This is a genomic window from Nocardioides sp. P4_G4, from assembly GCF_056401085.1.
The window spans coordinates 1-24419 of sequence record NZ_JBFUKA010000012.1 but is presented as its reverse complement, the minus strand read 5'-3'; the positions used below and the strand labels follow the sequence as shown (position 1 = coordinate 24419).

Genomic DNA, 24419 nt, shown 5'->3' with positions numbered 1-24419 from the left:
TGGGCATAGAACTCTCCTACCAGCACCGCTCGCGGAGCTGGGGATCGGACAGGCAGAGAGATCCGTACGGCGACCTGGTCGTCGCGGGGGCCCGGTGGCGGGGACCTCGGGATCCGACTGCAGTCCAGGTCGATCGGACGTCACCAAGCCGGTCACACCGAGGGGCTCCAAGCGCTCATACCGCCTGGAGCCCCTCACCTCATTTCCCCTCCGACTGCTCCTCGGTCGTCGGGTCAGTCCTCCGTGTGCACCTCGGCCGGTGACAGGGCCGGGTCGTCCACGGCGTACGAACGCACCGGCCCGGGGGCGGTCTGCGCGGTCTCGAAGCGCACCGTGACCACGCCCCGGCCCGACCCCCAGACCCACCCGGCCCCCATCTCCTGGTGCACGACGTCCATGCCGGGGGAGAAGTGCCGCGGCACCGGCGTCGGATCGGGGGCCACGACCTCCTCGGGCTCGGGCTCGGTCTCCCCGAACAGGTCCTCCTGGATCCAGTCGGCCAGTCCCGAGACGCCCACCCCGAGCAGCCGGACGCCGCCCGAGGTGTCCAGGTCGGCCAGCAGGGCACGAGCGAGACGGGCGATGGTCGCGCCGCTGTCGGTGGGGCTGGGCAGCGTCGAGGAGCGGCTCAGGGTGGTGAAGTCGTGCAGCCGCACCTTGATCGTCACCGTGCGTCCCGAGAGCCCGTGCTTGCGCAGGCGGGTGCCGACCTGGACCGCCTGGCGGGTCAGCAGGCCCTGCATCAGGGTGCGGTCGGTCAGGTCGGTGTCGTAGGTGCCCTCGCTGCTCACCGACTTGGTCTCCCGGTCGGCGACCACGGCTCGGTCGTCCTCGGCGCGGGCCAGCTGGTGGAGCCCGTGCCCGTGCGCCTTGCCCAGCAGGCGCACCATCTCGTCCTCGGGGATCGCCTCGAGGTCGGCGACCGTGTGGATGCCGGCCCGCCGGAGCCGCTCGGCCGTGGCCGGTCCGACACCGGGGATGACCGTGACCTTCATGGGGCGGAGCAGGTCGCGCTCGGTTCCCGGGGGGACCACGGTCAGCCCGTCCGGCTTGTCGAGCTCGCTGGCCACCTTGGCGATGAACTTCGACGTGCCGATGCCCACGGTGCCGGTGAGCCCGCCGGTCACCTCGCGCACCCGGGCCCGCAGCTCGTGGCCGAAGGCCGTCACCGTCTCCACCTCGAGGTCCGGCAGGTCGGCGCGCTCGAGGTCGACGAACGCCTCGTCGAGCGACAGTGGCTCGACCAGGGGGGAGGCGGCACGGAGCACCTCCATGACCCGTGCGCTCGTCTCCCGGTAGGCGTGGAAGCGTCCCGAGAGGAAAGCCGCGTGCGGGCACCTGGCGCGCGCCTCGCGTCCGGACATGGCCGATCGGACGCCGTACACCCGGGCCTCGTAGGACGCGGTGGCGACGACGCCGCGACCGCCGGTGCCGCCGACGATGACAGGCTTGCCGCGCAGGGAGGGCTTGTCGCGCTGCTCCACGGCGGCGAAGAACGCGTCCATGTCGAGGTGCAGGACCGAGGCGGTACGACGCATCAGGCCTGGGTGTCGCCCGGGAGGAGGGCGGTCCCGGCGCGGCTCACCTCGTCATTGTCGCAGGCCGGTTGGCGTCCACAGGGGTGAGTCGACGGTGCGTCGTCCACAACCGTGCGACGGGCAGGTGGGAGCGTCGGTGGGCCGGGGGACGGTCCTCCCATGACATCGACACCCCACCCCGCACCCGCCTCCCTGGTCGCCCGCACCCCGGAGGACCTCCTGGCCTTCGTGCCGATCGCCCTCGGCTTCGTGCCCGAGTCGTCCGTGGCGATGCTGACGTTCGGCGAGCGGCCCTCCTTCCACGCCCGCGTCGACCTGCCCGAGGACCCCGGCGACGTCGACGAGGTCGTCGACGCGTTGTTGCGTCCCAGCCTCAAGCACCGGGTCCGCCAGGTGATCTTCGTGGTCTACGACGACGACACGGTCGTGGCCGACGAGTCCGCCTGGTCGTTGCACGAGGCCTTCACCGAGCGCGGGATCGACGTGATCGACGTGCTGCGTGTGCACGGGGACCGGTGGTTCGCGGTGCTCCCCGGTCGCCCGCCCGAGGCGTACGACGGCGTCCCGTTCGACCCGGGAGCCCACCCGTTCACGGCGCGCGCCGTCTTCGACGGGCGGGTGACGCGCGGCTCCCGGGAGGAGCTGAGGGCCACCCTGGACCCCGTCCCCGGGGCCGTGGGGGAGTCCGCGGCCGTGCTGGCCACGGCGCCGCAGCCCCTGTCGGCCCGGCGGGTGCGTGAGACCGTGGCCCGGCACACCGAGGACTCGTCGCCGTGCCCGGTCGAGGTGCTCGTGCCGCTCGCGCTGGCGCTGCGCGACCCCGCCTCCCGCGACGAGGCGTGGTGCGGACTGAGCAGGGCGGTGGCGCGTGCGCACGTCGAGCTGTGGAGCGACGTCGTACGCCGCGTGCCCGACGAGCTGGTGCCCGGCCCGGCCGCCGTGCTGGCCGTGGCGTCGTGGCTCGCCGGCGACGGTGCCCTCGCGTGGTGCGCGGTGGAGCGGTGCCGGGCCGTCGAGCCCGCCCACTCCCTGGCGCGCCTGGTCGCCGACCTCCTCGACGACGCCTGCTCACCCGACCTCTGGGAGACGTTCCGGGCCGGGCTGGACCGCGGAGCGGCCTGAGGGAGAGGACGACTGCGTCCATCCCACGGGGGGTGACGCCTGTCCGCGGAGGCTCTCGCGTGGCTAGGGTCCTCGCATGGGAGAAGAAGTCGAGCAGCAGGAGTTCTCGCGGGCCGACCGGACGCGCCACCGCGAGAAGGTGCGACGCAACCTCGACGTCTTCGCCCGGATGCTGCGCGAGGCTCGTTTCGACACCGACGACCCGATGACCGGGCTGGAGGTCGAGCTCAACCTGGTCGACGACCGGGGGGACCCGGCCCTCAAGAACGCGGAGGTGCTGGAGGCGATCGCCCAACCCGACTTCCAGACCGAGCTGGGCCAGTTCAACATCGAGATCAACGTGGCCCCGGCCACCCTGCGCGAGGGCGGGCTGACGACCTTCGAGGACAGCCTGCGGCGCTCGCTCAACGACGCCGAGGCGGCCTCCAGCGAGGTCGGCGCCCACCAGGTGATGATCGGCATCCTGCCCACCCTCGCCGAGGGGCACATGGCCCGCGCGTCGCTCAGCGCCAACCCCCGCTACAAGCTGCTCAGCGAGCAGATCCTCGACGCCCGGGGCGAGGACATCACGATCAACATCTCCGGACGTGACCGGCTGTCGACGACGGCGGACTCGATCGTCCCCGAGGCGGCGTGCACCAGCACCCAGTTCCACGTCCAGACCGCGCCCGACGACTTCGCGGCGTACTGGAACGCCTCCCAGGCGATCGCGGGCGTCCAGCTCGCGGTGGCCGCCAACTCGCCGTACCTCCTGGGCAAGGAGCTGTGGCGCGAGACCCGCATCCCGTTGTTCGAGCAGGCCACCGACACCCGCAGCGAGGAGCTCAAGGTCCAGGGGGTGCGCCCGCGCGTGTGGTTCGGCGAGCGGTGGGTGACCTCGGTGTTCGACCTGTTCGAGGAGAACGTCCGCTACTTCCCGGCGCTGCTCCCCATCACCGACGCGGAGGACCCGCTCGAGGTGCTCGAGTCCGGCGGCACTCCCGAGCTCGCCGAGCTCCGGCTCCACAACGGCACCATCTACCGCTGGAACCGCCCCGTCTACGACATCGCGCACGGAGTTCCGCACCTCCGCGTCGAGAACCGGCTGCTCGCCGCGGGCCCGACGGTCGCCGACACCATCGCGAACGCAGCGTTCTACTTCGGCCTGGTCCGCCACCTCGCGGAGAGCGAGCGGCCGCTGTGGTCCCAGATGTCGTTCTCGGCCGCCGAGGAGAACTTCCACGTCGCCGCACAGCAGGGCATCGACGCCCAGATCTACTGGCCCGGCATCGGCCAGGTCCGTGCCACCGAGCTGGTGCTGCGACGGCTGCTCCCGATGGCCCACCAGGGACTCGACGCGTGGGGGGTCCAGGCCGACGTCCGCGACCGCCTGCTGGGCATCATCGAGCAGCGCTGCCTGCTCCAGATGACCGGCGCCGACTGGTTCGTCGGCCAGATGCGCCAGCGTTCGGACATGGAGACCTACGACGCACTGCGCGCCACGCTCCAGGACTACCGGGCCCGGATGCACACCAACGAGCCCGTCCACACCTGGGTCGACTGAGGGCTCGGCCCACGCCTCAGCGCGGCTGCGGGGGAGACCCCGAGCGGCGTCGCAGCCGCCGCCACTCGCGGCGGACTCCCGTGACCGGGTCAAGCCAGCCGTCCCGCGTCACCACCACGAAGGTGGCGTCGAGCCCGGCCTCGGTGTACGCCGCCCGGGTCGCCCCCGACCACAGCACGTCGGCGTCGTGCGCGGCCAGGGAGCCGGCGCGGGTCAGCCAGGCGAGGGGCGCCGCGGGAGTGGTGCATGACGCCGCACCGGGCTCGCGCCGGGCGCGTTGCAGCAGCGCGGCGACGATGTCCGCGGCCATGGCGGCGTCGGTGCCGGTGCCGGGCTCGTCCACGAAGCAGGCCGGGTGGCGTCCCGGGATGCCGACGTGCACGGTGGGCGGGGGCCGGCGTCGGTGCTCGGACTCCCGGAAGGCGAGCACCGCCTCGCGCAGTGCGAGGTGGGTCGCGCGCGAGATGGGGGCCAGCACCGGCATGGAAACAGCCTGCCCGCACGGGGCGGTTCGTGCGCGTCGTCGTCCACAGCCTCCCGCTGGCCGCCGGGATTGGGTACGGTGCCAACCACCCGTCCCGCACCGATGCTGGACCGGTCTGCAGAAGGAGACACCATGGGTACCGTCGTCGTCGGATACGTTCCCAAGCCGGAGGGCGAGGCCGCGCTCGCGACCGCCATCTCCGAGGCCAAGCTGCGAGGCAGCAGGCTCGTGGTGGTCAACTCGCACCGGGGTGGGCACGACTACGACGAGTCGAGGGCCAAGGCGGCCGACGCAGACATGGAGAGCGTCCGCACGAAGCTCGACGCGTCCGGTCTCGAGTACGACATCCGTCAGCTGGTCCGCGGCTTCGAGCCGGCCGAGGACCTCATCAGCCTGGCCGAGGCCAACTCCGCCGAGCTGATCGTCATCGGCCTGCGCCGTCGCTCGCCCGTCGGCAAGCTGATCCTGGGCAGCAACGCCCAGCGCATCCTGCTCGACGCCCACTGCCCGGTCCTGGCGGTCAAGGCCGACTGACGGGCCGCACCTGCCCGCGTGGGCGGCGACCTCACCCGACGCGTACCACGGCGGCCCCCGTCACCGCACCGCCGGCGAGGTCGGCGAGCGCCCGGTCGACGTCCTCGAAGGAGTACGTCGACACGCGCGGTCGCAGGTCGAGCAGGTCCGCGAGGCGAAGCAGCTCCTCCCCGTCGGCCCGCGTGTTGGCGGTGACACTGGTGAGGGTGCGCTCGCGGAACAGGTCGCGCTGGTAGTCCAGGGCAGGGATGTCGGACAGGTGGATCCCTGCCACCGCCAGGGTGCCGCCCTGGTCCAGCGCCGCGAGGGCCGTCGGCACCAGCTCGCCCACCGGGGCGAAGAGGATGGCCGAGTCGAGGAGCACCGGCGGCCGTCCGTCGGCGGGACCGACCGAGGCCGCGCCGAGCTCGGTGGCCAGGGTCCGGGCCGCGCTGTCGCGGGTCAGCACGTGCACCTCCGCTCCCTGCGCGAGGGCCAGCTGGGCCGTCAGGTGGGCGCTGGCTCCGAAGCCGTAGATCCCCAGCCGCCCGCCGGGGGGCAGCGCAGCCCGCTTCAGCGCGCGATAGCCGATGATCCCCGAGCACAGCAGGGGAGCGGCCTCCTCGTCGCTGAACCGGTCGGGCAGGGAGTACACGAAGGCCTCGGGAGCGACGGCGTACTGCGCGAAACCGCCGTCGCGGTCCCAGCCGGTGTACTGCGAGGACCGGCACAGGTTCTCGCGGCCGCGGCGACAGGCGCTGCAGCTCCCGCACGTCCGCCGCAACCAGGCGACCCCGACGCGGTCCCCGACCGCGAAGCGCCCGGCATGCTGCCCGAGCGCGGCGACCCGGCCCACGACCTCGTGCCCGGGGACAATCCGCGCTGAGCGGGGCGCGAGCTCGAGGTCGGCCAGGTGCAGGTCGGTGCGGCACACGCCGCACACGCTCACCTGCACCAGCACCTCGTCCGCGGCCGGGAGCGGCACGTCGCGCACCACGTGCTCGAGGCGACCCGGGCCGCCGGGGCGACCGCTCACCACCCACGCCCGCATCTCGCTCCCCTCGCCGGGCATTTCAGTCCCCGGTGGTGCGCGGCCGCAACGCCCTTGTCGGGGTGGCGGTGCGCCAGGGCTGGATCCGGTGCTGGACCTGCGCGACGACGAGGTCCGCCGGGGGTCGCATGGCCTCCGGCAGGTCGCGACGCAGCTGCACGAGCTCGCTCGACGTGCGCTCGGCCAGGGCCGCGGCCAGGTCGCGCGCGGGGACGTGGATCTCGGGGGCCGACATCATCAGGGGTCGAGGTGGACCCGGGCGTGGACGTTGCCCCCCACCAGGTAGAGCTCGATGTGCCAACGCCTGCTCTCCAGGGCGGTGCTCGCGGTGGTGCCCATGACGGTGCGTCCTCTCCGTGCCGGGTCTGCCCGGTCCTGTCCCCAGCCTCCGTCGGCCTCGCCGCCGGGGTCGAGGGCGCAAGGTCCCCACCCGGCGCTCGAAGGTCCCCCTGCCGGCAGGTCGGTCCCGCGAGACGTGACCTCTGGCCCTGCACGGGACCCGAGGGGGAGCGAACAATCGAGGCACCGCGGTCCCCGCCACGGGGCCCACACCCGAGGAGGACGTGCCATGGACACCGTGACCCGACGCATCCCGATCCAGGCCGAGGACTGAGGACCCGCCGTGTACGCCGCCGTGGGGGACAGGTTGATCGTCCACAGCCAGCACGTCGACGAGCCGGTCCGTGACGGGGAGGTGCTGGAGGTGCGGCACCCCGACGGCAGCCCGCCGTACCTCGTGCGCTGGGGGGACACCGGGCACGTCGGGCTCGTCTACCCCGGGCCGGATGCGGAGGTGCACCACGTCGAGCACCCCGCCTGAGGGGTGCGGGATACTGCGGTCATGGCCCTCAACATCACCGGTGACCCGACCGCCGACAAGGTCCTCGACGAGTCCCCGTTCGCCCTGCTGGCGGGGATGATGCTCGACCAGCAGTACCCCATGGAGCACGCGTTCCGCGGTCCGGCCAAGGTCCTGGACCGCTTCGGCACCATGGACCCGGCGGCCATCGCGGCCGCGGACCCCGAGGAGTTCGCCACGATGGCGGCGACCACGCCGGCCATCCACCGATTCCCGGGCTCCATGGCCTCCAAGCTCCAGGAGCTGGCCCGGATCGTCACCGACGAGTACGACGGCGACGCCTCGCGCATCTGGACCGAGGCCGACGACGCCCGGGACCTGCTCCGGCGGATGATGGCGCTGCCGGGCTTCGGCAAGCAGAAGGCGCAGATCTTCATCGCGCTGCTCGCCAAGCAGCGTGGCGTGCGGCCAGAGGGCTGGGAGGCCGTCGTGGGGGACTACGCGCTGGACGGCCACCGCTCCGTGGCCGACGTCGTCGACGGAGCCTCCCTGCAGAAGGTGCGCGACTTCAAGAAGCAGAAGAAGGCGGAGGCCAAGGCGGCCGGTCCGTCCTGAGGGCCCTCCCCGGGGTGGCCCGAGAGCGGCAGCGGCGGGCCTACCCGGTTTCGGCGATGTCGGCCTGACGCGAGGGCCGGGCGGCCCCGGGTACGTCACGGTCGTGGTCAGGACGCGCGCGCCGTCCGGGCGCGACCCCGTCCTCGACCACGAGGAGCCCGGGATGCACCGTCGAACCCTGAGGGTCGCGGCGCTGCTCGCGGCCTCCCTGTCGCTGCTGGCCGCGACGTCGATCCCCGCCGGCGCCGTCAACGCAGACCACGGCAACCGTGTCGTCTCCGCGAACCCGGCGGACAACACGCCGCACGCCATGAACGGGGCGGTCATCGCGATCACCCAGGTCGGCAACACGATCATCGCCGCGGGGACCTTCACGTCGGTGAGCCCGGCCGGCACCTACGCCAACACCGGCGACGACCTGGTGCGCAACCGGATCTTCGCCTTCGACGCCACCACGGGCGCCATCGACCCCACGTTCAACCCCGACCTCGGTGGCGCCGTCAACTCCCTCGACACCGACGGCACCTACATCTACGCCGCCGGCGCATTCAGCTCCGTGGGCGGCAACACGGCGATCAAGCGGGTGGTCAAGCTGACCTCGACCGGTGCCGTGGTGCCGTCCTTCAACGCCGTCCCCAACGCCAAGGTCAACGAGGTCGTCGTCCGCGGGCCCCGCGTCTACATCGGGGGCGCGTTCGTCAGCGTCAGGTCCGCGGGAGTCACCACCAGCCGCGCCGCCCTCGCCGCCCTCGACCCGGCGACCGGCGCCGTGCTCGCCGACGTCAACGTCGGCTTCACCGGCGTCTACGACCCCAACAACGCCGGCGGGGGCACGACCAACGTCAAGCGGTTCGACGTGACCGCGGACGGCTCGCGCCTGGCTGCCATCGGCAACTTCTCCACCGTCGGTGGCCTGCCGCGCGTGCAGGTCGCCGTGCTCGACACCAGCGGGACCATCGCGACCGTCGCGCCCTGGGCGACCAACCGCTACGACCGGGCGCACAACCGCTGTGCCGGTGTCTTCGACTCGTTCACCCGCGACATCGACTTCTCCCCCGACGGGTCCTACTTCGCCATCTCCGCCACCGGGGCCTTCGCCGGCGGCGCCGCGGCCGGGACCATGTGCGACACCGTCAGCCGCTGGGAGACGGCCAGCACGGGCAACGACCCGACCTGGTCGGACTACACCGGCGGCGACACGACGTACGGCGTCGCTGTCACCGGCAGCGCGATCTACGTCGGCGGCCACATGCGCTGGCAGAACAACCCGTTCCAGGGCGACCAGGCCGGCCCCGGGGCTGTGCCTCGCGAGGGCATCGCCGCCCTCGACCCATCCAACGGCCTGCCCCTGTCCTGGAACCCCGGTCGGGCGCGCGGCGTCGGTGCGCAGGCGCTGTTCGCCACCTCCCAGGGCCTCTGGGTGGGCAGCGACACCACCACCATCGGCAACGAGAGGCACGGCCGGATCGCCCTGATGCCGCTGGCGGGTGGCACCACGGTGCCCGCCGTCGCTGCTGCCAGCCTGCCCAACGACCTGTTCGTGGCGCCTCTCGCGACCGGCGCCAACGGCGGTGCGCTGCAGCGGCGCGCGGTCAACTCGTCCGGGGCGCCGACCGGTTCGCCGAGCGTCGCCAACACGACCATCAACTGGTCGACGGTCCGCGGCGCGTTCCTCCTCAACGGCACCCTCTACTACGGACTCGCCGACGGGGCGCTGTACAAGCGCACGTTCGACCGGACCTCCGGAGCGGTCGGCACCCAGCGCGTGGTCAACCTGTACGACGACCCGGACACCGGCACGCGCATCCCGTTCGCCATCGCCAGCCTGACCGGGATGTTCTACGACCCCTCGACCCACCGGATCTACTACACCGTCTCGGGCGACAGCCGGCTGCTCTACCGGTACTTCACGCCGGAGAGCGAGGTCGTGGGCGCCGAGACGTACGTCGAGGTCGCCAGCGGCACCACGTTCGGGTCCGTGGCCGGCATGACCCTGGCCTCCGGGCGGATCCTGTTCGGCTCATCGAGCGACGGTGCCCTGCGCAGCCAGCCCTTCGCCAACGGCCGTGCCACGGGTGGGGCATCGGTCGTCAGCTCCGACGGGACCTGGCGCTACCGTGCGATCTTCGTCCCGAACTCCTGACCCTAGCCGGCGTCGACGGACTCCGGTTGCGGGTCGCTCTGGGCCGCGTCCTCCGTACGTCGCGAGGCGATCAGGCTGGTCGTCGTGGTGAGCGCCAGGATGCCGAGGATGACGGCGAGCGAGGCCAGGGTGGGCACCGAGGGGATCGACGGCCACACCTCGTGGGCCCAGTGCAGGACCAGCTTGATGCCGATGAAGCCGAGGATCGCGGCCAGGCCGTAGGAGAGGTGGACCAGCTTGGCGAGCGCGCCCTGCAGCACGAAGTACAGGGCCCGCAGGCCGAGCAGCGCGAACGCGTTGGTGGCGAAGACGAGGTAGGGGTCGCCGGTGATGCCGTAGACGGCGGGCACCGAGTCGACGGCGAAGACGACGTCCGTGGCGAAGACGGCGATCACGACGAGCGCGAACGGGGTCAGCCAGCGCTTGCCCTCGCGGCGTACGACGAGCCTGGTGCCCTCGTAGTCGTCGGTCACCGGCATGACCCGGCGGGTGAGGCGCACGATGCGCATCTCGTTGACGTCCATGTCGTGGTCCTGGCCCGACACCGCGTCGCGCAGCAGCTTGAGACCGGTGAGGAGCAGGACACCGCCGAAGACCAGGAAGACCCAGTCGAACCGGTCCAGGGCCGCGGCTCCGGCAGCGATGAAGATGCCGCGCAGCACGAGGGCGCCGACGATGCCGTAGAGGAGCACCCGCTGCTGGAGCGCCTTGGGCACTGCGAACGCGGCCAGCAGCAGCATGAAGACGAACAGGTTGTCGACGCTCAGCGTCTTCTCGACCAGGTAGCCGGTGTAGTACTCCAGGCCCCGGTCGGCGCCGTGGGCGTTCCAGACGTACAGCCCGAAGAGCAGGGGGAGGGCCACGTAGAAGACCGACCAGGCCACGGCCTCCCGCATCGAGACCTCGTGGGGCTTGCGGGTGGCGATGAAGTCGATCACCAGCAGGCCGATGACGGCGCCGATGGTGACCCACCACAGGGTCGGGGTGGCAATGGTGTCGAGCACGGAGTTCTCCTCGAGATCTCAGGACAGGTTGCATCTGGGCCTGAGGTCTCCCTCGCCGTCTGCCACGATCGACGTCCGGCGCCCACCCGAGGCGCAAGTCGTCGCGCCGTACTGACCGGGTGGTCTTGGTGAGGTACTCCCCTCGGGAGGAAGTGTACGGATCCACTCAAGTATGGCGCCGAACCCCGCCCAGCCGCGCCCACGAGGACGCAGGTTCGAGCACCCGAGGGGGGCCGTGGCAGAATGACAGTGCGGCTCTTGACTTAACCGGGCCTCGCCGCGCCCCGAAGTCTTCCGACGAGAGGTGTTCGTGTCCTCGCACGCACGCAAGTTGCTCCCCGCAGAGGTGCTCGCGCACCCGGCCATCGTCTCGCTCATCGAGCGAGGCACCCCCGTTGGCAGCGTGACCACCCACGACCTCCGACAGGCCAGTGACGACGCCCAGGTCGAGCCACGCCACCTGAAGGCCTTCCTCGGCCACCTCAGTGGCCTGGGCATCTCGGTCGAGATCGGCGCCGACACCTCGCGCGCCGTCGCGGCCACCTCGGGTGCCCGCAAGACGACCACCGCGGCCACGGCGAAGAAGACGGCGACCAAGGCCGCCGCCGCCAAGGAGGCCGAGCCCAAGGCACCCGCCGCCAAGAAGGCTCCGGCCAAGAAGGCGCCCGCGAAGAAGGCCGCCGCTGCCGGCGCCCCGGTCGACCTCGAGACCGAGCTGGAGCCCGCGGCCATCGGCGCCGACGGCAAGAAGATCCTCCCCGACGTCCCGGACGAGCAGTTCGAGAAGGACGTCAAGGTCGATCCCACCATCAAGGAGGACGAGAAGCAGGCCTTCACGGTCTCCGCGTCCGACGACACCGACGAGCCCGAGCAGCAGGTCATGGTCGCCGGCGCGACCGCCGACCCGGTCAAGGACTACCTCAAGCAGATCGGCAAGGTGCCCCTCCTCAACGCCGAGATGGAGGTCGAGCTCGCCAAGCGGATCGAGGCCGGCCTCTTCAGCGAGGAGAAGCTCGCCAAGGGCGGCAAGATCACCCCGAAGGTGCTCGAGGAGCTCGAGTGGATCTCCGAGGACGGCCGCCGCGCCAAGAACCACCTCCTCGAGGCCAACCTGCGCCTCGTGGTCTCGCTGGCCAAGCGCTACACCGGCCGGGGCATGCTCTTCCTGGACCTGATCCAGGAGGGCAACCTCGGTCTGATCCGCGCGGTCGAGAAGTTCGACTACACCAAGGGCTACAAGTTCTCGACGTACGCCACGTGGTGGATCCGCCAGGCGATCACCCGGGCGATGGCCGACCAGGCCCGCACCATCCGCATCCCGGTGCACATGGTCGAGGTCATCAACAAGCTGGCCCGCGTCCAGCGGCAGATGCTCCAGGACCTGGGCCGCGAGCCCACGCCCGAGGAGCTCGCCAAGGAGCTCGACATGACCCCCGAGAAGGTCATCGAGGTCCAGAAGTACGGCCGCGAGCCCATCTCGCTGCACACGCCCCTCGGCGAGGACGGCGACTCCGAGTTCGGTGACCTCATCGAGGACTCCGAGGCCATCGTGCCCGCCGACGCGGTGTCCTTCACGCTCCTCCAGGAGCAGCTGCACGCCGTCCTCGACACGCTCTCCGAGCGCGAGGCGGGCGTGGTGAGCATGAGGTTCGGCCTCACCGACGGCCAGCCCAAGACGCTCGACGAGATCGGCAAGGTCTACGGGGTGACGCGCGAGCGGATCCGGCAGATCGAGTCCAAGACGATGTCCAAGCTGCGCCACCCGAGCCGGTCGCAGGTCCTGCGCGACTACCTCGACTGACGTCCCGCACGTCGCACCGCAGCCGTCCCGAGTCCTGGGGCGGCCGCGGTCGCACGTCCGGCACCGCTAGCCTGAGCGCGAGGCACGGATGCGACCGCTCGCGATCCCAGGGGGAGCCGACATGAAGCACACGATGGCCCGGTGCGGGCTCACGCTCGCCACCCTGGCCGTGGTCCTGATCCCCACGGCAGCCCGGGCGACCACCCAGACGCTGCCGGATGCCGCTGAGACGTCACAGTCGCGCACCGACATCCTCTCCACCACGGTGCGCCACTCCGGGACCGCGGTCGTCGTGCGGGTCCACTTCGCCGACCTGCGTCGACGCAACGACGCGGGCCTGGGCACCTACGTCGACGCGGACCGCGGCCGACGCGGTCCGGAGTACGTCCTGAACACCGGGCTCAACGACGGCACCGACTACCAGCTGGCGCACGTGCGTCGGTGGCGGGCGGTCGGCGCCCCGCTGCAGTGCGAGCACTCGGTCCGGCTGCGCTGGGCCGCGGACGTCGCCGTCATGCGCATCGCGCGCCAGTGCCTCGACGATCCCTCCTCGGTGCGCGTCAGCGTCCTGATGACCGACCTGTACGACGGCGTGCACGCGGTCGTCGACTGGACTCCCGCCACGCGCCGCTTCGGCACCTGGCTCGCGCCCGGCTGAGCCCGGACCGCGACGGCGTCAGCCCGCCGCGACCAGCGCCACCGCGACCCCGCAGCACGCGAGGCCGACGCCCTGGGCTGCGTGGATGTGCTCGCGCAGCACGGTGGCCGCGAGCAGGATCGTGACCGCCGGGTAGAGCGAGGTGACCACCGCCGCGATGGTGAGCAGCCCGCTCTGGGTCGCCAGCAGGAAGCAGACCACGGCCGTGGTGGCGAGCACGCCGGCCAGCAACCCCCACAGGTCGGCGCGGTGCCGTGGGACCCAGGCGGCCCGCAGCACGGAGGCGGTGACGGCCACGGCGACGAGCGCGACGGCCTGCGCGAGGGCGGTCGGCCACCAGCCGGCCGCCTCGGGGACCTGCCCCATGGCGGCGAAGAGCAGCCCGAATCCAGCGCCGGCGAGGACGCCGTCCACCAGCCCGTCGGCGAGCCCGCCGTCGTTGTCGGGCTCCCGGCTGACCAGCCAGATGCCCGGCACGGCGGCCGCGATGCCGATCCAGACCAGGGTCGAGGGGCGTTCGCCGGTGGTCACCGCGACCACCACCGGCACGAGGGCGGCGCCCACGGCCGAGACCGGGGCGACCACGCCCATCCGACCGGCGGCGAAGCCCCGGTAGAGGAAGGCGCCACCGGTGCCGCTGCCGATACCGGCCAGGGCGCCCCACGCCAGGTCGGTCCCCGTCGCGTGGCCGGGCACGGCCACGGCCAGGGCGACCGCGCCGACGAGGGACCCGACGGCGGCGACGAAGGCGACCGACCACGCCGACGTACGACGCGACGCGAGTCCGCCGATGAAGTCCGACAACCCGTAGGCGAGCGCCGCGCCGAGGGCCAGGAGCACGCCCATCAGGGCGTCACCACGACGCCCACGACCCACGTGAGAGCCGCGAGGACGGCCGCCAGGGCCTCGATCAGGATGGAGATGCCCACCGCCTTCAGTGCGTGCACCGTCGCCGGCCAGGCGGCTCGGGCCCCGAGACGGTGCCGCTCGGAGAGGTAGATGCCCAGCACGAAGCCGGCGACGAGCCCGACCACCGGCACCACGAAGAAGCCGACGAAGCCGAGCAGGGCGCCCATCAGCAGCGTGGAGCGGGGGACCCCGGCCGTCTGCAGTCGACGACCGGGCAGGACGTACTTGACCACCGCACCGGCCACGAGGAACGTCGCGGCGACCGCGAACACGATCCAGGCACGCGACGTGCCCACCTCGCTGGCCCAGACCAGTATCGCGCCGAGGACCAGGATGGAGCCCGGCAGGACCGGGACGATGATGCCGATCACACCGACGCCGATGAGGACCGCGATCAGGACTTCGAGGGGGGTCACCCGCCGGAGCCTTCCACAGCCGTCGATCGACCGGGCACACGGCGAGGGAAATGAGGAGCGGCCCCGGACGAGGTCCGGGGCCGCTGTGGTGGTCTGGGGTCGGGGGTGATCAGTCCTCGGTGGTGGCGGGGCTCGCCGAGAGCTTGTGGGTCTCGTCCTGCACGGTCGAGGCCACTTCTCGCAGCTTGTCGCCGTGCTCCCGGGCGTGGTGGGCGCAGAACAGCAGCTCGCCACCGGTCTGAAGCTCCACCCGCAGGTAGGCCTGGGCACCGCAGCGGTCGCAGCGGTCGCCTGCCGTCAGGGCGGCGGGCTGGGGGGCAATGGCAGTGGTCACATCGGCCTCTTTTCTCTCCATCGGTGTCTGGCCCAACGTAGCCCCCGGGGAAAAGATTCCCCGCAGGTGGTTCGGTACTGACCCATCCATCCTTGCACTGATGTGGCTGTCCCGTGGTGGTTGTTCGTCACCGTGGGACGAGCGGATCGGTGCGGTCGTGCGTACTGCCTGTGTGAGGTATGACGCTAGCCGTGCCCCGGACGGTTGCGTGGCAGCGTGCCGCGCGTCGTCGTACGGCGTGTCGCGGGTAGGTTCTTCCCTTGTGGCAGCACCGGCGGACAACACCTACAACGCAGCGCACCTCCTCGTCCTCGAGGGGCTGGAGGCGGTGCGCAAGCGGCCCGGCATGTACATCGGGTCGACCGACACCCGCGGCCTCATGCACTGCCTGTGGGAGATCATCGACAACGGCGTCGACGAGGCCCTGGCCGGCGTCGCGCACCGCGTCGAGGTGACGCTGCACCCCGATGGGTCCATCGAGGTCCACGACGACGGCCGCGGCATCCCGACCGACAAGGAGCCCAAGACCGGGCTCCCGGGCGTCGAGGTGGTGGCCACCAAGCTTCACGCGGGCGGCAAGTTCGGCGGCGGTTCGTACGTCGCGACCGGCGGCCTGCACGGGGTCGGCCTCTCGGTCGTCAACGCGCTCTCGTCGCGGATGGACATCGACGTGGACCGCTCGCCCTCCCAGCAGGGCATCTCGTTCCAGCGGGGCGTGCCGGGCACCTTCGACGGCGACGGCCCCCAGGCGCCCTTCACGGCCGCGTCCGGCATGTCCCGCAAGGGCAAGCGGGTCGCGAAGGGGAAGACCGGCACCCGGATCCACTTCTGGCCGGACCGGCAGATCTTCACCAAGGACGCGACTGTCGAGTTCGAGGGACTGCTCGGCCGGGCCCGGCAGACGTCGTACATCGTCCCGGGCCTCGAGCTGGTGATCCGCGACCAGCGGGGGCCGGAGCTGGTGGAGGAGAAGTTCCTCCACGAGGGCGGCATCTCGGAGTTCGCCGACTACCTCTCGGCGGGGGAGCCGGTCACCGAGATCCTGCGGCTCCAGGGCAGCGACACCTTCACCGAGACGGTGCCGCTGCTCGACGACCACGGCCACATGACCCCGCAGGAGGTCGAGCGTGAGCTGATGGTGGACGTGGCGCTGCGCTGGTCGCAGACCTACGACACGCAGGTCCGCTCCTACGTCAACGTGATCGCCACGCCCAAGGGCGGCACCCACCTCAGCGGCTTCGAGCAGGCGGTGACCGCGACGTTCAACGACGTGATGCGCTCGGCCAAGGTGCTCAAGGTCAACGACGACAACGTCATCAAGGACGACGTCCTCGAGGGCATGACCGCCGTCGTCACCGTGCGACTGGCCGAGCCCCAGTTCGAGGGCCAGACCAAGGAGATCCTCGGCACCCCGGCGGCGCGCACCGTCGTGCGCAAGGTGGTGGCCGCGGAGCTCAAGGAGTTCCTCACCTCCTCCAAGCGGGCCGAGAAGGCCCAGGCCAAGCTGGTCATGGAGAAGGTCGTCGGTGCGTCCAAGACCCGGATCGCCGCCAAGCAGCACAAGGAGACGCAGCGGCGCAAGAACGCCCTGGAGTCCTCGGCGCTGCCGGCCAAGCTCGCCGACTGCCGTGCCGCCGACAACGAGCGCACCGAGCTGTTCATCGTCGAGGGTGACTCCGCGCTGGGCACGGCCAAGCTGGCCCGCAACTCGGAGTACCAGGCGCTGCTGCCCATCCGCGGCAAGATCCTCAACGTCCAGAAGGCCTCGGTCGGCGACATGCTCAAGAACGCCGAGTGCGCCTCCATCATCCAGGTGGTCGGGGCCGGCTCCGGCCGCACCTTCGACCTCGACGCCGCCCGCTACGGCCGGATCATCTTCATGGCCGACGCCGACTCGGACGGCGCACACATCCGCTGCCTGCTGGCGACCCTGTTCTTCAAGTACATGCCCGAGCTGGTCACCTCCGGGCGTGTCTTCACCGCGGTCCCGCCTCTGCACCGCATCGAGATCTCCAACCCCAAGAAGGGGATGGACAAGTACGTCTACACCTACTCCGACGACGAGCTGCAGCGAAAGCTCGCCGAGCTGAAGAAGAAGAACGTGCGCTGGAAGGACCCGGTGCAGCGCTACAAGGGTCTGGGCGAGATGGACGCCGACCAGCTGGCCGAGACCACCATGGACCCGCGCCACCGCACCCTGCGCCGCCTCACCGTCGACGACGCAGAGGTCTCCGCGCACGTCTTCGAGCTGCTCATGGGCTCCGACGTCGCGCCGCGCAAGGAGTTCATCGTCCAGGGGGCGTACGACGTGGACATGGAGTCGCTCGACGCGTGAGCCGCTTCGTCCGGTTCCAGCACGTCGAGCCGTCGGCGCGGGGGATCCACGTCGGGGTCTTCGGGCTCGTCAACGTGCTGGGGCGGGGCGGCGGTCTCAGCGACGTCGACGAGGCCTATCGGGTGCGGATGAACCGTTGGTTCGATGCCGCCTACACGGACCCGTCGACGGTCGACCCCCGCGTCTACGACCGCGAGGTCAACCCGCTGGCAGTGGCGTGGTTCAAGGTGCCGGCGGCCGACCACCTGGTGGAGGCGACCCGGGGACACCTCGAGATCCTCGACAGGCACGGCGTGGCCTGGGAGCGGGTGGAGTCCGAGGACCCCGGCCGGGTGGTCTACGAGGACGACCACCAGGTCGTCGTGGTTCCGCGATGACGAGCCACAAGGCCCCTGCGGCGGGTGTACTTCGACGCAGACGCGTGGACGTGCGGCCTGCGTCGTGTCAGTCGGGCAGGGTGCGGTTGATCGCGAGCACGGCGCCGAGCACGGTGCCGAGCACGGTGGCGATGCCCGCCAGGCCGAGCCCGAGGCCGAGCGGCACGGTCAGGCCGGCCCCCACGGCGACGAGCGCGGCGACGGCGATGACGCCGGCGGCGTACCGGCCCGCGAGGGTCCAGGGGAGCGCGACCTGGTGGCCGCGCACCCAGCCCTCGTCGGAGGCGAGGGTACGGCGCGTCCGGATGCCCATCGTCCGGTTGCGGACGATGCGGCCGGCCGCCGCCTCCCGGGTCATCCACCACACGAGGGCGGCGACAGCGGCGGCAACCACGGCGAGGGTGGTGGCGGCGACCTCGGCGTCGGCCATCAGAACTGCTGGTCCAGCAGCCCGGTGTCGACGTGGTAGATGAACCCGCCGACCTTGACCGTGTCGGGGATGAGCGGGTGCGAGCGCACCTTCTGCACGTCCTCCTGGAGCGCGGCAACCTGGTCATCGATCACGTGGAACTTCTGCCAGGAGGCGTCGGCCCCGGCCGAGGCGCCGATCCGCTCCCGCAGCTCGGCCTCGGTGTGGGAGGCCATCGCGCACCTGGTGTGCGGCACGATGAGGATCCGCTCGACGCCGAGCAGGTGGACGCCGAGCACCAGTGCCTCCAGGGCCGCGCCCGTGACCCGGCCACCCGGGTTGCGGAAGATCTTGGCGTCGCCGTGCTGGAGCCCGAGCATCCGCAGCGGGTCGATCCGGCTGTCCATGCACGTCACGATGGCCACCCCGGCGTGCGCGACGCCGTCGAAGCCGCCGAGCTCGAAGGAGTCCGCGAAGGACCGGTTGGCCGTGATCAGGTCGGTGAAGTCGTCCACGACCGCTGAGGGTAGCGGAGCCGGGGGCTACCCGGACGCGACGGCCACGGAGCTGGACTCGCCGATCCCCGGGCCCGCGTCGGGGAGCAGCATCGCGGCCCGCACCGTGGGGGAGATGCGGTAGGGCCTGGCCTGGAGGATCGGGCCGAGGGTGCGCCGCAGCCGAGACATCTCGGCGCGGACGGTGACCACCCGGCCGGGGTCGGCGAACAGCGCGTCGGCGAGCTGCGCGGCGGTGAGGCCCTCGGGTGCGCGGACCAGGGCCAGCAGGATCTCGGTGTGCCGGGGACTGGGGTGGTGCCGCCAGTCGTGGCTGGGGGTGCTGACCCGCAGCTCCGGTCGTCCTCGGAGGTCCAGCACCAGCTCGGTGGCCGTGGGGTGGTCGTCGCCCAGGCGCAGCAGCCACCCGCCGGGCAGCGGCTCCACGCTCACGGCGCCCAGGGCCGGGAGCCACGTGGACTCCGGGGACAGGTCGGCAGGGAGCAGCAGCCGGTCGGGGGCGGTGCAGCCGCTGACGGCCGCAACGTGCCCGCTGGGGTCGACCGCGAGCGTGCGGCCGCCCACACGGGCGACCACGGGCGCGGCGTACGCGCGCAGCCGCTCCAGGGAGGCTGCGTGCTCGCTGCGCACCTCGGCCCCGGCCAGCCGGGCGGTGACCCCGACCAGGGCGAGGACGGAGCGTCGTACGGCGTACGCCGGCCCGCTGATGTCCACGGCACCGAGGYTCGCCCCGGTCCACGGGTCGAGGACGGGGGAGGCGGCACAGCTCCAGCGGGTGTGGGACTCCACGTAGTGCTCGGGACCGTGGATGTGCACCGGCTCGCCCACGACCAGGCAGGTGCCGATGGCGTTGGTGCCGACGTTGGCCTCGGTCCACGCCGAGCCCGGGACGAAGCCGAGCCGGTCGGCCAGGCGACGCACCCCGCCGCGGCCCCGGCGCCACAGGACCCGGCCGTCGGTGTCGGTGACCACCACCAGCAGGCCGTCGTCGACGACGGGGGACAGCGAGGAAGTGATGCTCGGCAGGAGGGGGGCCAGCGCGCTGGCGGCGCGGCGGGACTCGACCTCGCCCTCGGTCAGCGGGGCGACGGCCGGCTCGGCGCCCGGGGCCAACCCTCCGGCCCGGACCCGGCGCCAGGAGGCGCTGATCTCGGGACGGGCCAGCTCGGCGGGGGCGCTGCCCGACAGCGTCCGCTCGCGGGTGACCCGCTGCGCGTGCTCGTGCTGACGCTCGTCGCGGGCCATCACCCCTCCTGACGGTTGCAACCCCGTGCAACCCTGCCGCCGATCCTACGGGCGGGTGTGTCGTGGGTCACGTCGGAAGGAGACACCCGTGACCCAGACCCTCGACGCAGCCGAGGCCACCCAGACACCCGACCCCAGCGCCGTGGCCACGGCTTGGCTTGACGACCTGGGGGCCGCGCTGGCGGCCCGGGACGTGCCGGCGGCGGCCCGGCTCTTCGCCACGGAGTCCTACTGGCGGGACCTGGTGGCCTTCAGCTGGAACCTCACCACCGTGGAGGGACGCCAGGGCGTCGGCGACCTGCTGGAGGCGACCCTCGCCACCACCGACCCGTCCGGGTTCGCGCTCGACGAGCCCGCCGACGAGGCGGACGGGGTGGTGACGGCATGGTTCCTCTTCGAGACGGCCGTCGGCCGCGGTCGCGGTCTCCTGCGCCTGGTCGAGGAGGACGGCGAGCGGCGGGCGTTCACCTTCCTCACCACGCTCTACGAGCTCAAGGGGTACGAGGAGCCGCGCAACGAGCACCGTCCGCGCGGTGCCGAGCACGGGGCGGACCGGCAGCGCCGGACGTGGCTGGAGCGCCGCCAGGACGAGGCCGAGAGCCTGGGCAGCACCACGCAGCCCTACGTCCTGGTGATCGGCGGCGGGCAGGGCGGCATCGCGCTCGGCGCCCGGCTGCGACAGCTCGGCGTACCGAGCCTGGTCATCGACAAGCACCCGCGGCCCGGCGACCAGTGGCGCAACCGCTACAAGTCGCTGTGCCTGCACGACCCGGTCTGGTACGACCACCTGCCCTACCTGAAGTTCCCCGACAACTGGCCGGTCTTCGCCCCCAAGGACAAGATCGGCGACTGGCTCGAGTCGTACACCACGATCATGGAGGTGCCGTACTGGTCGAGCACGACCGCCACCAGCGCGTCGTACTCGCAGGAGACGGGGCAGTGGACCGTCGAGGTCGAGCGCGAGGGCCGGCCGGTGACGCTGCGCCCGACCCAGCTGGTCTTCGCGACCGGGATGAGCGGCAAGCCCAACATCCCCGACGTGCCCGGCACGGACGTCTTCACCGGCGACCTCCACCACTCCTCGGCACACCCGGGGCCGGACGCCTATGCCGGCAAGAAGGTCGTGGTCATTGGCAGCAACAACTCCGCCTTCGACATCTGCGGTGCGCTGTGGGAGAACGACGTCGACGTCACGATGGTGCAGCGCAGCTCGACGCACATCGTCAAGAGCGACAGCCTGATGGAGTACGGCCTCGGCGACCTCTACTCCGAGCGGGCCCTGGCGGCCGGGGTCACCACGGAGAAGGCCGACCTGATCTTCGCGTCGCTGCCCTACCGGATCATGCACCGCTTCCAGATCCCGGCCTACGAGGCGATGGYGGCGAAGGACCAGGACTTCTACGACCGTCTCGAGGCCGCCGGCTTCGACCACGACTGGGGCGACGACGGCTCGGGACTGTTCATGAAGTACCTCCGCCGGGGCTCGGGCTACTACATCGACGTCGGTGCGGCCGAGCTGGTGGCCAACGGCGACGTCAGGCTGGTCAACGGCCAGATCGACCACCTCACGGCCGACGCCGTCGTGCTCGCGGACGGCACCGAGCTGCCTGCCGACGTCGTGGTGATGGCGACCGGCTACGGCTCCATGAACGGATGGGTGGCCGACCTGATCGACCAGGAGACGGCCGACCGGCTCGGCAAGGTCTGGGGACTGGGGTCCGAGACGACCAAGGACCCCGGACCGTGGGAGGGCGAGCAGCGCAACATGTGGAAGCCGACGCAGATCCAGAACCTGTGGATGCACGGCGGCAACCTCCACCAGTCACGGCACTACTCGCTGTACCTCGCCCTCCAGCTGAAGGCGCGGTTCGAGGGCATCGACACCCCGGTGCACGGCCTCCAGGAGGTGCACCACACGAGCTGACCCCCCTGGCCCGGGTCAGTGCGCCGACAACGCGTCGCGCGCACTGACCCGGTCGGTGCGCGCCCCCGCGAACAGCACGAGCGCCAGGATCCCCGCCACCACGGCGCAGCCCGCCGCGCCCCAGAACACGGCGTGCTCCTGGGCGATCCCGGCGAGCTTGAGCAGCCGGCTGAACTCCGGACAGCGGCTGGACCCGCCGCAGACCTCACGGACGGGGGGCACGTCGGCCTGCTCGGCGTAGTAGCGCCGCAGCCCGACCACGGTCAGCGCGGAGATCCCCACGAGCATGCCGACCATCCGGGCGACGACGACGAAGGCGCTGGCCACCCCGTGCACGTCGTCGTCGGTGTGGGCGAGGAGGGCGGCGTTGACCGGCGCCAGGGCGAGGCCGAAGCCGAGGCCGCCGAGCACCAGGGCGACGGTGGCCGACCAGTGCGACAGGGAGGTGAGGTCCCACCGGGTCATGAGCACGAAGCCGACCGCCGCCAGCGCCATGCCGGCCGCGGTGACGACACCGGGGGAGACGCTGCGGATGAGGAACCCCCCGAGGACGGCCCCGACGGGGAGCGCGACCAGGAAGCGCACCAGCACCAGCGCCGCGAGGAGCTGGGAGTCGGGGTAGACCGTCGTCCGGGCGAACAGCGGGATGTCGATCAGCGCGGCGATGAGCGCGGCGCCGATGAAGAAGCTGACGAGCAGCGCGCCCCAGGCGGGGGTACGCCGCAGCGCCCCACGCGGGACCAGCGGTGCCTCGGCCCGGCGCAGGTGCACCACCAGCAGGACCGCAGCGACGGCCGAGCCGAGCAGGAACCACAGCCCCTGGTCGGAGAAGACCTGCACCTTGGGGTCCGCGGTGGCGAAGGCCAGGATCACGCCGGCCAGCGCGAGCGCGAGGAGCAGCGCGCCGACGAGGTCGGCCTCGCGGAGGGCCGCGACCCAGCGGCGTACGTCGAGGAGGGGGGCGCTCGCGAGGGTGCACCAGGCGAGGAAGGCCACGCCCGCGCCCATGGCGACCACGCCGACCGGGGTGAGCCAGCGACCGTCGGCGGTGAAGGGGATGAACGCCTGGCCCCACGTGAGGTCGCGCAGCAGCGGGGGCGGGCGCAGCATGACGAGGACCCCGGCCAGCAGGGTGGTCCCGAKGAGGACGATCCCGACGACGTCCACCCGGCGCCGGGCCGCGCGGGGGGCGGGTGCGACCCGGCGGATGGCCACGGCCAGCAGGAGCCCGACGGCGAGGTTGATCGCGAAGATCACCCGCCAGTCCGTGAACGCGAGCACCGCAGCGCCGAAGAGCGGACCGATGACCGAGCCGACCTCCTGGACGGCCGAGACGACGCCGAGGGGTACGCCGCGCCGGTGCGGCGGGTAGAGGTCGGCGACCAGGGCGAGGGTCGCGGGCACCAGGCCACCGCCGCCGACCCCCTGCAGGAAGCGCCCGACGACCATCGAGGGCATGTCGTAGGCGAGTGCCGTCACCAGCGACCCCAGCGCGAAGAGCACCAGCGAGAACACCAGCACCGGGACCCGGCCGCGCAGGTCGGCCATCCGGCCGATGAGCGGGAGCATCGCGACGTACCCCAGGAGGAAGCCGGAGATGATCGGCGCGGCCCGCTGGAGCTGGTCGATGGGCACGCCCACCGACGTCATCATGTCGGGCAGGGCGAGCACCACGACGTAGGTGTCGGCGGCGGCGAACGCCACCGCGACCGCCGCGAGGCCGAGCAGGACGCGGGCGGAGCCGGTCCCGGACGTGTCCGGTCCGGCCGCCCGGCTCATGGGGCGACGATGTCGCGGGTCGTGCCGTAGTCGGCGAGGTCCACGGTGTAGGTCATCTCGGCGCTGTCCGGGTAGAAGACGCCGGTCAGCACGGCCTGGCGCAGCTCGCCGTCGTCGCTGACGAGGTACTCGGCGTCGAAGGTGTCGCCCGACGAGCTCGGGATGACCTTCTTCATGGCCGCGCCCGGCACCGTCCCGGTGTAGGTGGTGAGCACCTCGGTGTTGTCGGCGCCGCCCCGCACGCTGTCGCCCTCCTCGAGGCCCTCGGTGACCGACAGCAGGGAGCCGAAGCCGGTCTCGTCGCTGACCAGGGCGGCCGGGTCGGGAGCGCCGTAGTCGCCGGGGTCGATGTCCTGGTAGCCGGTGGTGAAGGGCAGCTGGGCGTAGACGACCTTGTCGACGGCGACGACGGGCACGTCGACGCTCTGACCGGCGTAGACGACCGTGATGGTCCCCTCGAACGCGGGTGCGTCGGTGGCGATGCCGTCGGCGCGGGTGATGCCGGAGACGCCCTTCGGCAGGTTCTCGGTCGACAGCGTGAGGTCCACGCCGCTGGTCGCGGCGAGCGTGTCGGCGGCCGCGGCGAGGACCTCCTCCGGCGTCTGCTGGTCGGTGGCCTGGCTCTTGTCGCCGCCGGAGCAGCCGGCCAGGAGGACGACACCGACGAGGACGCCGGGGAAGGCCCCGGCGAGCGTGCGCATCGGCGTACGTCGCGAACCGGGGGCCGAGGAGAAGGTCATGGCTTCAGCCTTCCACACCGTCRGTGGAGGCCACGGCCTCGTCGGCCGGGCTCGCGCCGGACACGGCGGCGGCGACCGGCCCGGCCACGGCGGCGATCGGCTGGGGCGCCGGGAGGCCCGACCCGTCGCGCCGTCCGGTGGGCTCGGGGAGGTCCACCGGCGAGC

Annotated in this window: 24 protein-coding genes; 11 read left to right on the top strand and 13 right to left on the bottom strand. The window is 72.1% G+C overall.

The features are described from left to right. Nucleotides 1–233 precede the first annotated feature (233 nt). Nucleotides 234–1538 carry a DNA polymerase IV gene (locus AC1DQF_RS04575; protein ID WP_477524024.1) on the bottom strand — a complete coding sequence of 435 codons (1305 nt, stop codon included), beginning with the start codon at nucleotides 1536–1538 and terminating at the stop codon, nucleotides 234–236. Between the two features lie 159 nt (nucleotides 1539–1697). Between AC1DQF_RS04575 and AC1DQF_RS04570 the strand changes: the two genes are divergently transcribed. After that, nucleotides 1698–2660, top strand: coding sequence for a DUF4192 domain-containing protein (locus tag AC1DQF_RS04570; RefSeq protein WP_477524023.1), 963 nt, complete (start codon nucleotides 1698–1700; stop codon nucleotides 2658–2660). Between the two features lie 76 nt (nucleotides 2661–2736). After that, the gene (locus tag AC1DQF_RS04565) at nucleotides 2737–4203 is read left to right on the top strand and encodes a glutamate-cysteine ligase family protein (protein WP_477524022.1); all 1467 of its coding nucleotides are present in this window, start codon (nucleotides 2737–2739) and stop codon (nucleotides 4201–4203) included. A gap of 16 nt (nucleotides 4204–4219) precedes the next feature. Here AC1DQF_RS04565 and AC1DQF_RS04560 read toward each other — a convergent pair whose 3' ends face one another. Continuing rightward, nucleotides 4220–4687: a hypothetical protein gene (locus AC1DQF_RS04560; protein ID WP_477524021.1), complete on the bottom strand. Its 468-nt coding sequence runs from the start codon at nucleotides 4685–4687 to the stop codon at nucleotides 4220–4222. Nucleotides 4688–4819: 132 nt separating this feature from the next. Here AC1DQF_RS04560 and AC1DQF_RS04555 point away from each other — a divergent pair, with 132 nt between their 5' ends. Next, nucleotides 4820–5221 carry a universal stress protein gene (locus AC1DQF_RS04555; protein ID WP_477524020.1) on the top strand — a complete coding sequence of 134 codons (402 nt, stop codon included), beginning with the start codon at nucleotides 4820–4822 and terminating at the stop codon, nucleotides 5219–5221. Nucleotides 5222–5252: 31 nt separating this feature from the next. Here AC1DQF_RS04555 and AC1DQF_RS04550 read toward each other — a convergent pair whose 3' ends face one another. Then, nucleotides 5253–6251 carry a zinc-dependent alcohol dehydrogenase family protein gene (locus tag AC1DQF_RS04550; RefSeq protein WP_477524019.1) on the bottom strand — a complete coding sequence of 333 codons (999 nt, stop codon included), beginning with the start codon at nucleotides 6249–6251 and terminating at the stop codon, nucleotides 5253–5255. A 22-nt stretch (nucleotides 6252–6273) separates the two neighbouring features. Next, nucleotides 6274–6489, bottom strand: coding sequence for a hypothetical protein (locus AC1DQF_RS04545; RefSeq protein WP_477524018.1), 216 nt, complete (start codon nucleotides 6487–6489; stop codon nucleotides 6274–6276). A 384-nt stretch (nucleotides 6490–6873) separates the two neighbouring features. On the opposite strand from AC1DQF_RS04545, the gene AC1DQF_RS04540 reads away from it, so the two are divergent. The 3 genes from AC1DQF_RS04540 (at nucleotide 6874) to AC1DQF_RS04530 (ending at nucleotide 9808) form a co-directional block, all read left to right on the top strand. Further along, nucleotides 6874–7071: a DUF1918 domain-containing protein gene (locus AC1DQF_RS04540; protein ID WP_477524017.1), complete on the top strand. Its 198-nt coding sequence runs from the start codon at nucleotides 6874–6876 to the stop codon at nucleotides 7069–7071. Nucleotides 7072–7092: 21 nt separating this feature from the next. Beyond that, a complete protein-coding gene (locus AC1DQF_RS04535) occupies nucleotides 7093–7665 on the top strand; it encodes an HhH-GPD-type base excision DNA repair protein (protein WP_477524016.1) in 573 nt (190 codons plus the stop codon). Nucleotides 7666–7828: 163 nt separating this feature from the next. Continuing rightward, nucleotides 7829–9808 carry a hypothetical protein gene (locus AC1DQF_RS04530; protein ID WP_477524015.1) on the top strand — a complete coding sequence of 660 codons (1980 nt, stop codon included), beginning with the start codon at nucleotides 7829–7831 and terminating at the stop codon, nucleotides 9806–9808. A 2-nt stretch (nucleotides 9809–9810) separates the two neighbouring features. Here the strand turns inward: AC1DQF_RS04530 and AC1DQF_RS04525 are convergent, their stop codons facing one another. Next, a complete protein-coding gene (locus tag AC1DQF_RS04525) occupies nucleotides 9811–10812 on the bottom strand; it encodes a TerC/Alx family metal homeostasis membrane protein (RefSeq protein WP_477524014.1) in 1002 nt (333 codons plus the stop codon). 304 nt (nucleotides 10813–11116) lie between these two features. Between AC1DQF_RS04525 and AC1DQF_RS04520 the strand changes: the two genes are divergently transcribed. After that, a complete protein-coding gene (locus AC1DQF_RS04520; RefSeq protein ID WP_477524013.1) occupies nucleotides 11117–12613 on the top strand; it encodes an RNA polymerase sigma factor in 1497 nt (498 codons plus the stop codon). Between the two features lie 121 nt (nucleotides 12614–12734). Further along, the gene (locus tag AC1DQF_RS04515; protein WP_477524012.1) at nucleotides 12735–13271 is read left to right on the top strand and encodes a hypothetical protein; all 537 of its coding nucleotides are present in this window, start codon (nucleotides 12735–12737) and stop codon (nucleotides 13269–13271) included. Between the two features lie 18 nt (nucleotides 13272–13289). Here the strand turns inward: AC1DQF_RS04515 and AC1DQF_RS04510 are convergent, their stop codons facing one another. The 3 genes from AC1DQF_RS04510 to AC1DQF_RS04500 all read right to left on the bottom strand — a co-directional run bounded on the left by AC1DQF_RS04510 (nucleotide 13290) and on the right by AC1DQF_RS04500 (nucleotide 14951). Next, nucleotides 13290–14117 (bottom strand): EamA family transporter, encoded by an 828-nt coding sequence (locus AC1DQF_RS04510; RefSeq protein WP_477524011.1) that lies wholly within the window; start codon nucleotides 14115–14117, stop codon nucleotides 13290–13292. Further along, nucleotides 14117–14596 carry a DUF456 domain-containing protein gene (locus AC1DQF_RS04505; protein WP_477524010.1) on the bottom strand — a complete coding sequence of 160 codons (480 nt, stop codon included), beginning with the start codon at nucleotides 14594–14596 and terminating at the stop codon, nucleotides 14117–14119. The genes AC1DQF_RS04510 and AC1DQF_RS04505 overlap by 1 nt, the downstream gene beginning before the upstream one ends. Nucleotides 14597–14705: 109 nt before the next feature. Further along, nucleotides 14706–14951, bottom strand: coding sequence for a DUF7455 domain-containing protein (locus AC1DQF_RS04500; RefSeq protein ID WP_457208178.1), 246 nt, complete (start codon nucleotides 14949–14951; stop codon nucleotides 14706–14708). A 241-nt stretch (nucleotides 14952–15192) separates the two neighbouring features. Here AC1DQF_RS04500 and AC1DQF_RS04495 point away from each other — a divergent pair, with 241 nt between their 5' ends. After that, nucleotides 15193–17265 (top strand): DNA gyrase/topoisomerase IV subunit B, encoded by a 2073-nt coding sequence (locus AC1DQF_RS04495; RefSeq protein WP_477524009.1) that lies wholly within the window; start codon nucleotides 15193–15195, stop codon nucleotides 17263–17265. Further along, on the top strand, nucleotides 17262–17642 hold the full coding sequence (locus AC1DQF_RS04490) for a hypothetical protein (protein WP_477524008.1): 381 nt from the start codon (nucleotides 17262–17264) through the stop codon (nucleotides 17640–17642). The genes AC1DQF_RS04495 and AC1DQF_RS04490 overlap by 4 nt, the downstream gene beginning before the upstream one ends. 67 nt (nucleotides 17643–17709) lie before the next feature. Here AC1DQF_RS04490 and AC1DQF_RS04485 read toward each other — a convergent pair whose 3' ends face one another. The 3 genes from AC1DQF_RS04485 to AC1DQF_RS04475 are packed head-to-tail and all read right to left on the bottom strand — an operon-like array spanning nucleotide 17710 to nucleotide 19811. Continuing rightward, a complete protein-coding gene (locus tag AC1DQF_RS04485) occupies nucleotides 17710–18072 on the bottom strand; it encodes an SdpI family protein (RefSeq protein WP_477524007.1) in 363 nt (120 codons plus the stop codon). Continuing rightward, nucleotides 18072–18566, bottom strand: coding sequence for a beta-class carbonic anhydrase (locus tag AC1DQF_RS04480; protein ID WP_477524006.1), 495 nt, complete (start codon nucleotides 18564–18566; stop codon nucleotides 18072–18074). Before AC1DQF_RS04480 ends, AC1DQF_RS04485 begins: the two co-directional genes overlap by 1 nt. 27 nt (nucleotides 18567–18593) lie before the next feature. Beyond that, nucleotides 18594–19811 carry a sigma-54-dependent transcriptional regulator family protein gene (locus AC1DQF_RS04475; RefSeq protein ID WP_477524005.1) on the bottom strand — a complete coding sequence of 406 codons (1218 nt, stop codon included), beginning with the start codon at nucleotides 19809–19811 and terminating at the stop codon, nucleotides 18594–18596. A gap of 88 nt (nucleotides 19812–19899) precedes the next feature. On the opposite strand from AC1DQF_RS04475, the gene AC1DQF_RS04470 reads away from it, so the two are divergent. Next, nucleotides 19900–21735, top strand: a complete 1836-nt coding sequence (locus tag AC1DQF_RS04470) for an NAD(P)-binding domain-containing protein (protein ID WP_477524004.1) — start codon at nucleotides 19900–19902, stop codon at nucleotides 21733–21735. Nucleotides 21736–21750: 15 nt separating this feature from the next. Here AC1DQF_RS04470 and AC1DQF_RS04465 read toward each other — a convergent pair whose 3' ends face one another. Next, nucleotides 21751–23514: an MFS transporter gene (locus AC1DQF_RS04465; RefSeq protein ID WP_477524003.1), complete on the bottom strand. Its 1764-nt coding sequence runs from the start codon at nucleotides 23512–23514 to the stop codon at nucleotides 21751–21753. After that, entirely contained in the window at nucleotides 23511–24254 is a 744-nt protein-coding gene (locus AC1DQF_RS04460; protein ID WP_477524002.1) for an LppX_LprAFG lipoprotein, read from the bottom strand. Before AC1DQF_RS04460 ends, AC1DQF_RS04465 begins: the two co-directional genes overlap by 4 nt. Nucleotides 24255–24419 lie beyond the last annotated feature (165 nt).